The organism is Micromonospora sp. NPDC049049 (assembly GCF_040649115.1).
GTDB lineage: Bacteria > Actinomycetota > Actinomycetes > Mycobacteriales > Micromonosporaceae > Micromonospora.
Genome location: NZ_JBEZEX010000013.1, coordinates 161,164 through 177,634 on the forward strand (window position 1 = coordinate 161,164; position 16,471 = coordinate 177,634).

Here is a 16,471-nt window from a genome sequence, read left to right on the forward strand (position 1 = left end):
TGCCGGGAACGGAACGGGGGGCGGTTGACCGTGATCGACCAGGAGGCGCTGCGCAAGGATCTCCAGGGCCAGGTCCGCAAGCTGGAGAGGGACCTGGTGGTGCAGATCGCCGAGGTCGACGGCCTGCACGACCGCCTGCACGGGGAGTACGACCGGGCGTTCAAGCTCGGCCGGACCGCCGCCGGTTGGACGCAGTGGCGCGACGAGCGGGCCACCCAGGCTGCGGTGGCATGGGTGCTCGGCACCGTCTTCGTCCGGTTCTGCGAGGACAATGGCCTGCTCGGCGACGCCTGTTACCTGACCGGGCCGACCCAGGACCGCGCGGTGCTCGCCGAGGAGTCCCAGGACGACTTCTTCGGCCGCCACCCGGCAAAGACCGACCGCGACTGGCTGCTCGCCGGCTTCGCTCAGATCCGCCAGTCACAGGCCGGCAAGTTGCTCTTCGACGAGGAACACAACCCGGCGTACCAGATCGACGTCAGTCACGACGCCGCCAAGGCGTTGATCGCCTTCTGGCGGCGACGCGACGACGCCGGCGCCCTGGTGCACGACTTCACCGACCCGGCCTGGGGCACCCGCTTCCTCGGCGACCTCTACCAGCATCTCTCCGAGATGGCCCGCAAGAAGTACGCGCTGCTGCAGACCCCGGACTTCGTCGAGGAGTTCATCCTCGACCTGACCCTCACCCCGGCGCTCGACGAGTTCGGCCTCGACGTGGTCAAGGTGATCGACCCGACCTGCGGCTCCGGGCACTTCCTGTTGGAGGTCTTCGACCGGCTCTGCAAGGCGTGGTATGCGGAGGAGCAGGACAAGGACCCGCACGAGGTGGTCCGGTTGGCCCTGCTGGCGGTGCACGGCGTCGACGTCAACCCGTTCGCGGTGGCCGTCGCGAGGTTCCGACTTTTGGTCGCCGCGCTGCGCGCCGCCGGCTTCGCGACACTCGCGCAGACCAAGGGGTACGCCTTCCCGCTCCAGATCGCCACCGGCGACTCCCTGCTCAAGGCCCGCCAGCTCACCCTCTTCGACGACGTCGACGAGTTGGCCCGGTTCCGGTATGCCACGGAGGACCTGGACAACCACCCGGACATGCTGCGCGAGGGGCGCTACCACGTGGTGGTCGGCAACCCGCCGTACGTCACCCCGAAGGACAAGAGCCTCAACGAGATCTACCGGGAGTCCTATCGCGACGTGTGTTCGGGCAAGTACGCCCTGTCGGTGCCGTTCGCCAAGCGCTTCTTCGACCTGGCCAAGCGGGCCGAGTCGGACGGGCGCGGGTCCGGCTACGTCGGGCAGATCACCGCCAACTCGTTCATGAAACGCGAGTTCGGCCGGAAGCTGATCACCGAGTATCTGGCCAGCCGGATCGACCTGACCTACGTCATCGACACGTCCGGGGCCTACATCCCGGGCCACGGCACACCGACGGTCATCATGGTCGGCCGTCAGCGCCCGGCCAAGCTCGGCGCGGACACCGTCCGCACGGTCATGGGGGTGCGCGGCGAGCCAGAGGCACCTGCCGAACCACGGAACGGCCATGTCTGGCAGGCCATCCTCCAGCAGTACCGGAGCGCGGGCTCAGAATCCGAATGGATCTCCGTTGTCAACCACCCGCGGGAACAACTCGCCACCTTCCCGTGGAGTCTGACCGGGGGCGGTGCTAGCCATCTCCTCGACCTGATCAACTGTTCGTCCAGAAGACTCGGCCAGAGGATTCAAGGAAAGGTCGGCTTCGCCAGCTTTCCCGGACAGGACGACGTTTTCCTGGCACCACGATCTTGGCATCTTCGGCATCGTATTACCGAACACAAGCCCCTGGTCACGGGGGATTCGGTACGTGACTGGAATGAAGCCGACGCAGTCGAGGCACTCGTTCCCTACGACCAGAACTTGAAGCCTCTCCCCTACCTGCCCGACTCGGCTTGGGGCCGACACCTCTGGATCTTCCGGCAGACTCTCAGGGAAACCGTCGGCTTCGGCGGAGAGACAAGAGAAGAAGCCGGCGACGCGTGGTGGACCTGGTATCGATGGGTTCCCGAACGCTACCGGACGCCCACTTCAATCACCTTCGGGGAGGTGTCGACCCACAATCATTTCTCGTTGAACCGGGGCAAGAAAGTGTTCAAGCAAACCGCACCGGTGATCAAGCTACCTCCGGCTGCTAACGAGAAAGATCATCTCGTCTTGATCGGAGTGCTGAACAGTTCCACGGCGTGTTTCTGGTTGAAGCAGGTCAGCCAGGGCAAGGGCGGCAGCGGCATGGGTCGCGGCGTTCAGGACGAAGCATGGGAGAACCGGTACCAGTTCAACGGGACCAAGTTGTTGGAGTTTCCGCTGCCGGAGGCCTACCCGTTGGAGTTTGCGCGGGAATTGGATGCTGCAGCGCAGCGCCTGACGGCGGTGAGCCCGGCGGCCGTCGCGGCCGAGGGGACGCCCACCGCCGAGCGCCTCGCGACCGCCAAGCGCGAGTGGCACTCGATCCGGGGCTGGATGATCGCGCTTCAGGAGGAGTTGGACTGGCAGGTCTACGCGCAGTACGGCCTGCTGCCCGATGAGCTGACCGCGCCCGCTGGTTCCGTCCCGGAGCTGAGCCTCGGTGAGCGCGCGTTCGAGATCGCGCTCGCCCGGAAGGTGAAGGAGGGCAGCGCCGACACGCAGTGGTTTGTCCGGCACCGCTCAACGCCGATCACCGAGCTGCCCGACCATTGGTCGCCGGAGTACCGCGCCGTGGTGCGGAAGCGGATCGAGGTTATCGAGTCGAACCGGTACCTCGCGCTGATCGAGCGGCCGGAGTGCAAGCGCCGCTGGGGCACCGACGGCTGGGACAAGCTGCTCGACAAGGCGCTCCGGGCCTGGCTGCTGGACCGGTGCGAGGCGCGCGAGCTGTGGTACGCCCCGGACGAGAACGGCAACCCGCAGCCTCGTCCGCTGTCGGTGGCCCAGCTCGCCGACGAGCTGGGCCGGGATGCGGACACGGTTGCGGTGGCCGACCTGTACGACCCGGGCCGCGGACTGGCCAAGGTCCTCGCCGACCTCATCGACGGCGAGCACGTCCCGTTCCTGTCGAAGCTGCGCTACACCGACAGCGGGTTGGCGAAGCGGGACGATTGGGAGTTGGTCTGGGAGAAGCAGCGCCAGGAAGACGCCGCCCCCGACGAGCCGGCCCGTCAGGCGATCCGCAAAACGATCCGGGTGCCGCCGAAGTACAAGCCCGTCGACTTTCGGAAGAACAGTTACTGGGGCAACCGGGGCAAGCTCGACGTGCCGAAGGAGCCCTTCATCTCGTACCCCGGTGCCGGTCGGACGGCTGACCCCTCGCTCCTGATCGGGTGGGCGGGTTGGGACCACCGCGAGCAGGCGCAGGCACTTGCCCTGCTGGTCGTCGAACGGCAGCAGGCGGATGGCTGGACGGCCGAGCAGGTGACGCCGCTGCTGGCCGGGCTGCACGAGGTGCTGCCCTGGGTGCGCCAGTGGCACGGGGAACTCGACCCGGACACTGGCGAGTCCCCCGCCGATGCCTACGACGCCTTCCTGGACGAGCAGCTCAACGAACTGAACCGTACTCAGGCGGATCTGACCGCCTGGCAACCGCCGACCACGCGCGGCCGGCGACGCGGATCATGACGACCGTCAGCGGCGGTGCCGCAGCTCCTTGACCCGTTGGTGACCGAGCACGGTGAGGTAGTCGTCCGGCTCATCAAGGCAAGAGTCGACGTCGGCCGCCTCGACGATCTCGACAAGTCGGGCGGCCAACTCGTCGGGGTCCGGCTGCACCTGCTCGCAGATCTGGACGTGGACCGCCCGTAGCGCGCCGCCGATCTCGGCTGGCTCCTCCTCGTACGTCTCCCAGGCGTCGTTGAGGTAGCCAGCGAGGCCTTCCCACGCGCGGGCGGCCCGCTCGACCAACAACAGCGCCTCCTGGGTCGGCGGCCGTTGGGCGAGCACCTCGATCTCTTCGACGATCGCCCGACCGGCCTTCTCCATATCGTGCAGATCCCAACGGCTGCCGCTGGTCGCCTCGTTTGCCAGGTTGTCGATCGTCCGACGGATGCCGGCCAGCTCGGCAGTGGAGAGAGACGCGCGCTGGCCGGCCTGCGCGCGAAGCCGGTTTCCAACACGCGATCCGCAGCTGCCCACTCAGCGACCAACAGCGCCAAGCGTCGGACGGGGATGCTGCTCGCGACTTCGACCAAATCAGCGGCCCTTAGATCGGTCGTCACGGCTGACGGTGGGGTGGCCGACGACGACCACGTGAAGTCGCCGTCCAGGGCGGTGGCGGTGAGGGCCCCGGCGTGGGCGCACAGCTCCGCAGTGGCGCAGTCGCGCTCGGCGGTGAAACCGTCCGCCGTGATGCCCACCCAGACTTCGAACGGATGCTGCCCGACCTCGCGGAACACGTAGGAAACTCCCCCGCCGACCGGCCTGGGCACCACTGGCTGACCGGCTGCCTGAAGCTTGTCCGCCGCTGCACAGACCATAGGTCCGGCCGCGTCCCGGAGTGCGTCGATGTCGATGCGTACCACCGTGGGGCCCATCCAACCGGATGGAGGTGATGCCGCCGGCATCAGCCGAGCGGGCCGCTCCGCAAACCGGTCACGAACGACGACCAAGCGCCCCGGTCGAAGATGAGCGCCGGCCCGCCCGGATCCTTGGAGTCGCGCACTGCCAGCCCACTCGACGCCTCGCCGACCTCAACGCAATTCGAATCGTTGGCACCGCTTCGGCTGCTCTTGCGCCAGGCAACCTGTGCCAGATCCGGAAGGGTCATCGCTAGCGCTCCAAGTAATCGGCCTCAGTCCGGGAGCTCGGCAGCAACCCGCGTAAGAAGGTCCGCAGACCGGTCAGGGTCGAGCGCCTTGGCCCGAAGGTGGTCGAACATGAGTCTATAGCGGGCCACCTGTCGGTCCTCCTCCAGCAACAGCGCGCTGTTGTCGTTGCTGAGGTAGACCACCGGCGGATCAAGCATCGGGTCGGCATAACCCAGCACCGTGAAAGCTCCACCCATCGCCGCGTGCGCTCCTGCTGCGAACGGCACGACCTGTATCTCCACCGTGGGCATCTCACACGCCTCGACCAAGCGCGCAAGCTGCGCACGCATCACCGTCGGGCCACCAACCACCCGGCGCACGACCGCCTCGTCCAACACAGCCCATACGGACGGCGGCGCGTCACGGGCCAACAGAGCTTTGCGCGCAAGTCTCGCCGCCACTACGCGATCGGTCTCGTCCTGGTCGGCGGTGCTGCGGCCCGCCTTGACGATCGCGCGGACGTACTCCTCTGTCTGCAACAGGCCGGGAACGTACAGACTCTCGAACGCGCTGATCGACGTGGCCTCCGCCTCGAAGCCGACGTAGTCGTCCGGCAACACGTCGCCGTAGGCGCTCCACCAGCCTTTCTGGCGCGACTGCCGGAGCAAACCAGTCAGCGACTCCCGCTCCTCTTCGGAGGCGTCGTAGAGGTCAAGCAACGGAGGCATGTCCTTCGGCATCACCCGGGAGTGCCCGAGTTCGAAGCGGATGACCTTGGTCCGATGCCAGCCCAGGATCTTGGCTACCTCCTCGGCGGTGCGTCCGGTGCGGTCCCGCAGGCGACGCAACTCGCGCCGCAGACGGCGGGCTCTGATCGTCGGACTTGGCACCTGTGACATCGCCAGCATCGCCTCCACTGTGAGTAATCGATTCTTGCCTGGGAGCGACCACAGATCAAGTACTTCGCGGAGTAAAATACGACGTTGCATTTTCTACTTACGTGGTCCAGTCTCTGAGTAATCACTCGCTACGGAGAGGCAGGTAACGGTGACTGACAACCGATCGTCGCGGTGGGAGCGGGAGCCGCAGCAGCACAACGGCTTCCAGGACGACCTGGCCGCCGTACTCGACGGGGCCGACGTGTCCGAGCGGGTCCGGGCCGCCATCGCGCACGCGCTGAGGAAACCGGACGCTCTGTCCGCGTACGTCACATCTTTGGCCACCCGCTACACGACGGAGCGCGAACGGCGGTCGGGCCGCAACGGGCCACCGGCCGGCGGGTTTCGGATGCCCCGGCGCTGGACTCTGCACCTGACCTACCTGGCGACTGATGTGACGGAGGCCCGCGACCAGGCCGTCGTCTACACGGAGGGGTTGACGATCCTGCGGCCCGAGATGCCGGCGGGGGCCGCGCTGCTGTCCCGGGCCGATGCCTGGAACCACGTCGAGCCGGTCTTCTGCGGCCGGGTCGGTCCCGACAAGGAGGTCTGCATGGACGTCACCGGGCACCCCGGCTTCCACAGCGCGGCCGGTCTCGGCGGGCTCTGCTGGGGTGACGGGGACGGCGAGACGGGGCAGTGACGGCCCCACCGCACCCTCGGTTGTCGCCGTGCCGGTACTCGTGGTCAACTGCCGCCGGTCCCCGTTCCGCTACGGTGTTACCCATGCCGGCGTCGCCCCCTCAACCCCTGCTCCGGGAATACATCGTCATCCCCGAGCCGTCGGCCACCAGCAACAGCGACTTCGTGCTCAAGCTCGCCGACGGCGTCAGCGACACCGACCGGGCCGTCAGCGAGTACGTGATCCCGCCGAGCCTGGTCGAGAACTTCGACCAGGCTCTCGGGCTGATCTCCACCGCCCTGGCCACCGGCGTGTCCCGGGCCGCCTACCTGCACGGCTCGTTCGGCTCCGGCAAGTCCCACTTCATGGCAGTGCTGTACGCGCTGCTGCGCGGCGACCGGGCCGCCCGGGAACGGGACGAGTTCGCTCCCCTACTGGCCAGACACGACTCCTGGCTGGCCGGGCGGAAGTTCCTGATCGTGCCTTATCACCTGATCGGCGCCAAGTCTCTCGAGCAACGGGTGCTCGGCGGCTACATCGAGCAGGTCCGGCGCCTACACCCGGACGCGCTGATCCCGGCGGTGCACCGCACCGACGCCCTGCTCGACCAGAGCCGGCATCTGCGCGAGCAGATCGGCGACGAGGCGTTCCTCGCTGGCCTTCCGCAGGGCGAGGACAAGTGGGGCGACCCCGAGGGGCAGTCCTGGGACCCGGCGCAGCTCGACGCGGCGTTCGCCGCCGCCCCCGACGACGCCGCCCGCCGCCGGCTGGTCAATGACCTGCTCAGCACCTGGCAGCAGGGCTTCTTCCGCAATGCATTGGAGGACGCCGAGGGCTTCGTCTCCCTCGACCGGGGTCTCACCGAGATCGCCCGGCACGCCAAGGAGTTGGGCTACGACGCGCTCGTCATCTTCCTCGACGAGCTGATCCTCTGGCTGACCAACTCCATCGGTGACCAGCAGTTCGTTTCCCGGGAAATCCAAAAGATCACCAACTTCGTCGAGGGCAGTGACGCCCGCAGGCCGATCCCGGTAGTCACCTTCATCGCCCGCCAGCGGGACCTGCGTGAGTTGGTCGGCCAAGAGGTGACCGGGGCCAGCGAGCTGGGCTTCCAGGACACGCTCAACCTGGCCAGCGGTCGATTCGACGTAATCACGCTGGAGGACCGCAACCTCCCGGAGATCACCCGCAAACGGCTGTTGAAGCGCGTCGGCGGCGACGGAGGGCCGGCCGACGAGGCGCTCGCCGAAGCGTTCGAGCGGATCACCCGGGTCCGCGACGACGTGTGGACCACCCTGCTGGGCACCGACACCGGCAGCGGGGCAGACCTGGAGTCGTTCCGCCGGACATACCCGTTCAGCCCGGCCTTCCTCTCCACGCTGGTGCACGTGTCCAGCGCGCTGCAACGCTCCCGGACCGGGCTGAAGCTGATGCGGCAACTACTCATGGACCGCCGCGACGACCTTCGACTCGGTGAGCTCATCCCCATCGGCGACCTCTTCGACGTGCTTCGCAAAGGCGGAGACCAGCCGTTCACCGAACGGCTGAAGGCCGAGTTCGAAACCGCCCAGAAGCTGTACGAGGGCAAACTACGGCCATACCTGCTGGACCGACATCACCTCACCGACGACGACTTGGCGGCGGCCCGCCACCAGGGCTCCCCGGATCGTGACCTCGCCGGCCGGATCAAGGCGTTCACCGGCGAAGATCGACTGATCAAGACACTGATCCTGGCCGCGTTGGCCCCGTCCGTGCCGGCGCTGCGCAATCTCACCGCACGCAAGCTGTCCGCGCTCAACCACGGCAGCATCACCAGCTCGGTCCCGGGCGGTGAGGTCAGCCAGATCAAGCGGCGCATCGAAGACTGGGCCAGCCGGTTCGGCGAGATCAAGATGCTCGACGGCGACGGGGTACGCCTCGACCTGATCGGCGTCGACGTCGAGAGCGTGCTCAACAACGTCCGGCACCTCGACACGGTGGGGCAGCGCAAGGTCCTGGTCAAGCGGCTGCTCTGGAAGGAGCTGGACGTCGCCGAAACCAACCAGGACTGCGACCAGGCGAGCCTGGTGTGGCGGGGCAGCCGACGTAGCGTCGAAGTGATCTATGGCAACATTCGCGACGAAAACGATCTGCGCGACGACGCCTTCCACCCGTTCGTCCGCACCGCCTGGCGGCTCGTCATCGACTACCCCTTCGACGACAGCGCCCACCACCCCTCCGACGACCGCAACCGGGTTCAACAGTTGCGATCCCGCTTCACCGACCAGGTGCTCTGCTGGATTCCGGCATCACTGAGCACCGCCCGCCAGACCGACCTGGGCCGGTTGGTCGTGTTGGACGCTCTCCTTGTCGGGCACCGGTTCGACGCTGCGGCCAAACACCTCAGCGAGGATGACCGGCGGCGGGCACTCGCCACCCTGACCAGCCAACGGGACGCGCTGTTGGTCGCGGTCACCGCCGTACTCAAGCAGGCGTACGGGTTGGCCACCAAGAAACCCGAGGACGTCGTACCCACCTACGACGAGCACCTGATCACTCTCAGCCCTGGCCCGACGCCGACCCTGCCCGTCGGGGCCAGACTGGCTGACGCGCTGCGCGACGTCGCCGACCAACTCCTTGCGCAGCAGTACCCCGACCATCCCGACTTCGACCCGGACCGGCGTGGTGAGGCGCTGAAAACAGCCGACATCCGGACCGTCCTGGAATACGTCCGGCGCGCAGTCGAAGCGCCGGACGGCCGAGTCGAGGTCGAGAAGAAGGACCGGGCCGTGGTCCGCCGAATCGCCAATCCACTGCTGCTCGGCGAAATGCACGAGGCCGCATTCGTCCTCGGCCGGCACTGGCTTGAGCACTTCCAGCGCCGGGCCGGCCAGGAGGGTATCGACGGTGACCTGCGGGTGCCCGACCTGCGACGCTGGCTCGACGAGCCGCGCCCCCGAGGGCTCGACCCACTCGTCGCCCAACTCGTCCTGGCCAGCTTCGCCGAACAGACCGACCGGACGTGGATCCGGCACGGCGGCATCGTCACGCCACAGCCCGAACTGACGGCCATCAGCGACGAGTTGGCGCTGCGTACCCCGCAACGGCCGGACCCGGCAGACTGGGCGACAGCCCGCGAACGCGCCATGCACCTGTTCGGCTTCATGCCACCCGACCTGGCCCGGGGCCGGCTCGTGGCAATGTTCGTGCAGGACCTGTCGAGGCGCGCCCGGTCGTACCGGGACGCCGCGCACCGCCTGGTCGACGAGCTGGATCGACACGGGCCGCGGATCGGCCTCGACCCCCAAGCCGACGGCTGGCCCCGGCTGCACACCGCGCAGGCCGCCGCTGACCTGCTCGACGGGCTGGACTCCCGGCACCAGGACATCGACATCGTCCGGCAGCTCGCCCGCGCCGAACTCGGCGGGCCGGCCCAACGGGCGGGTCGCAGCATCCGCAGCGCCGAAGAGGTCAGCCGCGCGCTCCGAGACGCCCCGTGGGACACCTTCGGCCTCCTCGACGAACTGGACCAACGCTGGTCGGCCGAGGCGGCGGAGATCCGGGCCGCGCTACGCCAGGCAATCACTGACGACGAGCTGACCACCCCACTGGCGGCCGCGCTCGCAAAGGCACGTAGCCGGGCCACGGAGTTGCTGCGCCGGGCCACCCGTCGACTCCCCCGCCCGACGCCAGAGCGGGCAGCGGGCGTCCTGGAAGAACAGCACGCCCTGATCGACGGCGCGGGCCCCTTGGAGCACGGCGTCACAGTCCTGGATGGTGGCGACGACATCGACGCCGCGATGGAGGCGGTCCGCGACGTGGCTCGGCAGCATCCCGGACGGAGGATCGAGCTGCGCTGGCGGGTGCTGCCGTGACCGGTAGGGCAGGAGGGCCGGCGGGGCTGCCGGTGAACCCCGGTGCGCTCGCACAACGGATCAACCAGCAGTTCAACGCTTACCCGCCCCGGGCGGACTCGCCGCCGGTGGTGCTGATCGCCGCGGCCCCGGTATGGCCCTACGAGCCGAGGTTGACCATCGGGGGTGACCGCCGTGTCCGGGTGGTGCCCTGCCCGTCGGTGCTGGCCATCTGGGAGCAGTTGGCGGTGGCTCAGGACGAGCCGGTGGTGCTGTTGACCGACCTCCCCCAGCATGATCTGGGCACGGGCATCCTCAGCCGGGTGTTCCGGCGACGTGTCATCCACCTCGACCCGTGGGACCTCGTGGCCGAGTGTTTCGGTGCCCGGCATCTCGACTCCCGGCTGGTGACGCTCCGCTGGGCCGGGGCGGCGTTGATCGAGGCCATGCCTTCAAAGGGGTGGCCCCGCCGAACCGGCACGATGCTGGAACGGGACACCGCACTACGACACCTCGTGACCGAACGGCTGGGGCTCGGACGGCTCAGCATTGAACCCGAAGATCTCGACGTCACCGCCCTGCTGTGGTGGACGACTCTGCCGGGTTCCAGCGCCATGCTCGCCTCGCTGGCCGACGCGGAACGCACCGGGCTGATCGCCTGGCTGACAGAAGTCTTCGGTGCCCCGCTGCGGGCGCTCACCACCCTGCACACCGTGGACCGGCTGGCCGACGCGATCCCGCTCGGCCTGCTCTGCGAAGCGCTCTGGTCGCCCAGAGCCGACGCCGACCCGGACACGCTCCGCGCTCAGGGCCGCATCGAGCAGTACTTCGGCAATCCACCGCTGCCCGGCGCGGTGATCAGCTCCTTCGGTGCAGCCGCCAGCACCGCGATGGTCGACCTGCTCCAGGCAGCCAACCGGCGAGACGGTCGGCTGCCATCCGCCCAACAGACCAGCCAGGCCATCCTGGACCGGGCCGAACAGTTGCTGCTGATGTTCGGGGCACAGGACCTGGGTCGTACCAGCCGCACCCTGCGCGTCGGCTTCGACCACCGACTAGGCGCGGTAGCGACCGCGATGCAGTCCGCGCTGAACGCCCTCGACGGCACCGACCGACGACCCGAACGAGTCCCTGCCGCACTCGACACCGCCAAAGCTGCGGTCGCTGACCTGGCAGCCCACCATCTGTCCGCCACGTACCCGCACCGAGTCGAGCGGGCTCGGATGGCGCTACGACTGCTGCGCTGGCTGGCAACCCCCAACCGTCAGCCAACGGGAGTCGCGCACGCCATCGACCAGCAGGTCACCGAATGGGGCTGGGTCGATCTGGCCGTCGAGCACGTCTGGGCCGGTGATGACGCCCACACTGGCCTGGGCCGCGCCTACCGGGCCGTGTACGACCGCGTCCGGGACCGCCGCCGGGCACTCGACAACGACTTTGCTGGCCAACTTGCTCACTGGAGCAGCGACGGCAGCCCGGCCGGTGACCTGCTCACCGTGGAGACGGTGCTGCCCCGCGTAGTAGCACCGGTGGTGCAGGACGACACCCGACCGGTGCTGGTCGTCGTAATCGACGGTATGAGCACCGCGGTCGCCGCCGGGCTGGGCGGGGAGCTGACAGCCCTGGGCTGGGTGGAGTACGACCCACTCGGCGGCACCGGCGAGCCACGGCGGCGGGGCGCAGTCGCCGCGTTGCCGACCGTGACCTCGGTCTCGCGCAGCTCGCTGCTCGGTGCCGCCATTGGTGAGGGGGATCAGGCGACCGAGCGGGCCTCGTTCCGGAAGCACCCACTGTGGCGGGGCCAGCGTGCCGAACTGTTCCACAAAGGGGCCCTGCACGGCGAGGCCGGCGAGGTGCTGCACGAACGGCTCGTGGAGGCGCTCAGCGAGGTGGACACGCTGGTCGGCGTTGTCGTGAACACCGTGGATGACGCGCTCGACCATGGCCGGGAGAGTGCCGATGCCGGCTGGCAGCTCAACAGCTTCGGCCCCCTACGTACCCTGCTCGACCATGCCCGCTACCACGGGCGAGCGGTGATCCTGACCAGCGACCACGGTCACGTACTCGACCGCGACAGTGAGCAACGAGCAACGGACGGGGCAGCGTCCGCGCGTCACCGCACAGACTCGGCGCCTCCGGTAGACGGCGAGGTAGAACTGGTTGGTTCCCGTGTGGTCGCCGACGGTCAACGAGTAGTCGCACTCTGGGATTCGCGGCTGCGTTACCTGCCACGCCGGGCCGGCTATCACGGTGGGGCATCCCTGGCCGAGGTGGCCGTACCGGTAGTGGCCCTGCTGCCGCTCGGCGCCGCCGCCCCAGCGGGCTGGCGTCCTCTCGCGCTCCAGCAGCCCGGTTGGTGGACGGCGACAGTCGCCGAACGCGAGGCGCCACCCCCGCCGCCGCCGCCGCGCGAGGGACGAACCAAGGCCGGACGGAAGCCAAAGGCAACCCTGCCGCCGGTTGACCCGGACGCGCTGTTCGACCTGCCGGCTGCATCGCCAACGGGCACCCACAGCGGTGACGCGCTGCTGGACCGGCTGTTCGCCTCCGAGATTTTCGACGCCCAGCACGCCCTGACCCCGCGCAAGGTGCCGCTCAACAAGATCCGGGGGGCCCTAACGGCCTTGATCGACAGTAATGGCGTGCTGCCGACTGTCCTGGTCGCGGAGCGGGCGGGCGAGCAGCCGGGGCGGGCGATTGGCTTCGTCGCGACACTGCAACGGATCCTGAACGTCGACAACTTCCCGGTCCTGTCCCAGATCGACGACGGCCGCACCGTACGGCTCGATGTGTCACTGCTGTGCCGTCAATTCGGCCTGCCGGAGCGGGTTCGATGAGGCCGCAGGCGAGCGCCGCACGCCGTCGGCTCGTAATCGACGCGCTACGACGCGGCGCAGTCCCCGAATCCGGCCTCGACCTTCTCGCCGTCGGGCTCGACCGATTCGCCAGCGCAGTCGACGAAGAAATCGGGACGGTACGCACCGGCGGCGCGGTGTTCAAGGCGATACGCGGCGAATACGGCTCTGGCAAGACCTTCTTCGCCCGCTGGCTCGCCGAACAGGCCAAGCGCGCCAACCTGGCCGCGGCAGAAGTGCAGGTGTCGGAGAACGAGACCCCGCTGCACCGGTTGGAGACCGTCTACCGGCGGCTCATCGAACGACTCACCACCGCAACCTTCTCGCCCAGCGCCCTACGGCAGATCATCGACGCCTGGTTCTACGCCTTAGAAGAGGACGCGCTGGCGGCCGGCGGCGTCGATCCGGCGGACCAGCGGGCGGTGGAACGTGTCGTCGACGATCTCCTCGCCCAGCGGCTGGCCCGGGTCAGCCGGACCGCGCCGAGCTTCGCCATCGCGCTGCGCGGCTACCGTGCCGCGCTCTCCTCCGGAGACATGGCCGGAGCCGAAGCGGTGCTCGCCTGGCTTGGTGGGCAGCCCCACGTGTCATCCGCGGCACGCCGGCACGCCGGCCTACGGGGGGACCTCGACCATTTCGGGGCGCTCGGCTTCCTCCAGGGACTGCTGGTGGTGCTCCGTGACTGCGGCTACGCCGGCCTGCTCGTCGTCCTGGACGAGGTCGAGACCCTTCAGCGGGTCCGCTCCGATGCGCGGGATAAAGCTCTCAACGCACTGCGGCAACTCGTGGACGAGGTGCACGCGGGGCGGTTTCCCGGTCTCTACCTGGTGATCACCGGCACACCCGCGTTCTACGACGGGCCGCAGGGCATGCAACGGTTGGCCCCCCTGGCCCAGCGCTTGGCCACCGACTTCCCCGCCGACGCCCGGTTCGACAACCCCCGCGCCGTCCAACTCCGCCTGCCCGGCTTCACCGTCGATTCACTGACCCAACTCGGCCGCCGGGTGCGCGACCTGTACAGCACCGGCTCTCCCGCCGAGGAGCGTTTGCTGGCCCTGGCTGACGACAACTACCTGTCCGACCTGGCCCGAGCCGTCACCGGGCAGCTCGGGGGGCGGGTCGGAATCGCACCCCGACTCTTCCTGAAGAAGCTCGTCGCCGGGGTACTCGACCCCATCGAGCTGTATCCCGACTTCGATCCCCGCCGAAACTACGCACTCACCCTCGCCCCTGCAGAGCTGACCGACGTCGAGCGGAACGCCACTCGGGCCGACGACGTCGAGCTGCAACTGCCGTGATGACCGACGTGGTCCGGACGTGACCGGGCAGACCCCGGTCGAGGGCGCCGACCGCCTGCATCCGGTGCTGCTGCATCACATCGTCAACACACTCGGCTGGCAGCAGCTCCGCGAGTTGCAAAAGCAGGCCATCGCCCCGCTGCTCGCAGGTGACGACGCTCTGCTGCTGGCGTCGACAGCCAGCGGGAAGACCGAGGCGGCGCTCTTTCCGGTGCTCTCCGCCATGGCGACGGCCAACTGGCCCGGCATCTCCGTGCTTTACGTCTGCCCGCTGAAGGCGCTGCTGAACAACCTCGGCCCGCGCCTGGACCAGTACACCTCCTGGCTGGGTCGCCGGTCTGCGGTCTGGCACGGAGACGTCACCAGCGCCGGACGGCGCCGCATCTTGCACGAGCCGCCGAATGTTCTGCTGACCACGCCGGAGTCCATCGAGTCGATGCTGGTCAGCAGGACCATCGACCATACCCACCTCCTCGCCGGCCTGCGGGTCGTGATCATCGACGAGGTGCACGCCTTCGCTGGCGACGACCGGGGCTGGCACCTGTTGGCCTTGCTGGAGCGGCTCGCCTACCCGATCGGACGGCCGATCCAACGGATCGGGCTCTCAGCTACCGTCGGAAATCCCGCCGACCTGCTCACCTGGCTTCAGGGCTCCGCTGCAAACCAGAGGCCCGCCCACATCCTCACCGACATAAGCAGTCCGCCAACCTCACCATTGCGCTCGGCAGCGCCGCAACTGCCATCCGGTGCAGTCGAGTTGGACTACGTCGGCTCGTGGGAGAACGCCGCCACCATCATCGCCGCCCTCCACCGAGGGGAAAAACGTCTCGTCTTTTGCGAGTCCCGGCAGGGCGTCGAGGAACTGGGCAGCCTGCTCCGGGCCCGGGGGGTTAACACCTTCCTCTCCCACGCCTCGCTTTCCCGGGACGAGCGGACCCGTGCCGAGCAGGCATTCATTGAGGCCCGAGACTGCGTCATCGTCTCCACCAGCACTTTGGAGCTCGGCATCGATGTCGGCGACCTCGACAGAGTCATCCAGATCGACGCACCGCAGACCGTGGCGTCGTTCCTGCAACGTCTCGGCCGCAGCGGTCGACGCTCCGACACCGTCCGCAACTGCCTACTTCTCACCCTGAGCAGGCCCGCTCTCCTGCGAGCCGCCGGTCTGCTGCTGTTGTGGGGAAGAGGCTGGGTCGAACCGACGGTGGCCCCGCCCGAACCGCGACACATCGTGGCGCAGCAAATCCTGGCCCTCTGCCTGCAACAGGGACAGGTCGGCGACCGAGAATGGCACCGCTGGTTCAACGGGTTGGCACCGTTCGACGAGCGGGCGGAGAACATCCTGCAATTCCTTCTGGCCGAACGCTTCCTCGAACAGGACGCCGGCATGTTGTTCGTCGGCCCGGCGGCGGAACGCCGCTTCGGCCATCGCCATTTCATGGAAATGCTCTCGGTTTTCACCGCGCCACCGCAGTTCACCGTACTGGTCGGGCGGACCGAGATCGGTAGGGTCGATCCCGTCCTGCTCACCAACGAGACGAGCAACCATCGTCGGCTGCTCCTCGGCGGCCGGAGTTGGCAGGTCACCCACATCGACTGGGCGAGGCGACGCTGCTACGTGGAACCGTCCGACGATGGTGGGCGCGCCCACTGGACCAGTTCGGGGGTCAGTGGACTTTCGTTTGCGCTCTGCCAAGCCATGCGCGAGGTGGTACTCGGCGCCACGCCGCCCATCGATCTCACGGCGCGCGCGGCCGATCAGCTCAGCGAGATTCGTGAGCGGCACGAGGGCGACGTTCACCCGGACAGCAGTGTGGTGTCCCGCTCGACAAACGGGGAGGTCCGGTGGTGGACCTGGGCCGGATACCGGGCCAACCTGACCCTGGCCAGCACGCTGAGGGAAGTCGTCGAAGCCGGGCAGGCTCACGGCGACCTGTTCGTACGGCTGCGAACCGACCTGAATGCGATGCAGTGGCGCGACAGCTACACCTCAGTGATGCCCCAAATCCGGTTGCCCCGAGCCTCCGCCCAGGCGCTTGCGGGCTTGAAATTCAGTGCCGCCCTGCCGGCGGAGTTGGCCGAGGCAACCATCGCTGCCCGGCTTACCGATGCGCAAGGGGCCGATCAACTACTCGGAGGCAGGGTCCGGTTCACATACGAGATGCGGTAGACGCGCCCGA

The 16,471-nt window shown here is 68.3% G+C and carries 9 protein-coding genes; 6 read left to right on the forward strand and 3 right to left on the reverse strand.

The window, feature by feature from the left end:
• Positions 1 to 30 precede the first annotated feature (30 nt).
• Entirely contained in the window at positions 31 to 3,621 is a 3,591-nt protein-coding gene (gene pglX / locus AB0B68_RS16075; protein ID WP_357260642.1) for a BREX-2 system adenine-specific DNA-methyltransferase PglX, read from the forward strand.
• A gap of 6 nt (positions 3,622 to 3,627) precedes the next feature.
• Here the strand turns inward: pglX and AB0B68_RS16080 are convergent, their stop codons facing one another.
• From AB0B68_RS16080 to AB0B68_RS16090, 3 genes are all read right to left on the reverse strand, one after another.
• Positions 3,628 to 4,134 carry a hypothetical protein gene (locus AB0B68_RS16080; protein ID WP_357260591.1) on the reverse strand — a complete coding sequence of 169 codons (507 nt, stop codon included), beginning with the start codon at positions 4,132 to 4,134 and terminating at the stop codon, positions 3,628 to 3,630.
• Positions 4,135 to 4,561: 427 nt separating this feature from the next.
• Positions 4,562 to 4,765, reverse strand: coding sequence for a DUF397 domain-containing protein (locus AB0B68_RS16085; RefSeq protein ID WP_357260594.1), 204 nt, complete (start codon positions 4,763 to 4,765; stop codon positions 4,562 to 4,564).
• A 24-nt stretch (positions 4,766 to 4,789) separates the two neighbouring features.
• Positions 4,790 to 5,644, reverse strand: coding sequence for a DUF5753 domain-containing protein (locus tag AB0B68_RS16090; protein WP_357260645.1), 855 nt, complete (start codon positions 5,642 to 5,644; stop codon positions 4,790 to 4,792).
• Between the two features lie 148 nt (positions 5,645 to 5,792).
• On the opposite strand from AB0B68_RS16090, the gene AB0B68_RS16095 reads away from it, so the two are divergent.
• From AB0B68_RS16095 to AB0B68_RS16115, 5 genes are all read left to right on the forward strand, one after another.
• Positions 5,793 to 6,326, forward strand: a complete 534-nt coding sequence (locus AB0B68_RS16095) for a hypothetical protein (RefSeq protein ID WP_357260597.1) — start codon at positions 5,793 to 5,795, stop codon at positions 6,324 to 6,326.
• A gap of 83 nt (positions 6,327 to 6,409) precedes the next feature.
• Complete coding sequence (locus AB0B68_RS16100) at positions 6,410 to 10,159, forward strand: hypothetical protein (RefSeq protein ID WP_357260600.1); 3,750 nt, start codon at positions 6,410 to 6,412, stop codon at positions 10,157 to 10,159.
• Positions 10,156 to 12,975, forward strand: coding sequence for a BREX-2 system phosphatase PglZ (pglZ, locus tag AB0B68_RS16105; RefSeq protein WP_357260603.1), 2,820 nt, complete (start codon positions 10,156 to 10,158; stop codon positions 12,973 to 12,975). The genes AB0B68_RS16100 and pglZ overlap by 4 nt, the downstream gene beginning before the upstream one ends.
• Positions 12,972 to 14,291, forward strand: coding sequence for a BREX system ATP-binding protein BrxD (brxD, locus tag AB0B68_RS16110; protein WP_357260606.1), 1,320 nt, complete (start codon positions 12,972 to 12,974; stop codon positions 14,289 to 14,291). The genes pglZ and brxD overlap by 4 nt, the downstream gene beginning before the upstream one ends.
• A 19-nt stretch (positions 14,292 to 14,310) precedes the next feature.
• Positions 14,311 to 16,461 carry a DEAD/DEAH box helicase gene (locus AB0B68_RS16115; RefSeq protein ID WP_357260609.1) on the forward strand — a complete coding sequence of 717 codons (2,151 nt, stop codon included), beginning with the start codon at positions 14,311 to 14,313 and terminating at the stop codon, positions 16,459 to 16,461.
• The last annotated feature ends 10 nt before the right edge of the window (positions 16,462 to 16,471 follow it).

Bases quoted from the DNA above. Each gene is read 5' to 3' on its own strand.
- AB0B68_RS16085 (WP_357260594.1), bottom strand. From the start codon at position 4,765: ATGACCCTTCCGGATCTGGCACAGGTTGCCTGGCGCAAGAGCAGCCGA.
- AB0B68_RS16090 (WP_357260645.1), bottom strand. From the start codon at position 5,644: ATGTCACAGGTGCCAAGTCCGACGATCAGAGCCCGCCGTCTGCGGCGC.
- AB0B68_RS16100 (WP_357260600.1), top strand. From the start codon at position 6,410: ATGCCGGCGTCGCCCCCTCAACCCCTGCTCCGGGAATACATCGTCATC.
- brxD (WP_357260606.1), top strand. From the start codon at position 12,972: ATGAGGCCGCAGGCGAGCGCCGCACGCCGTCGGCTCGTAATCGACGCG.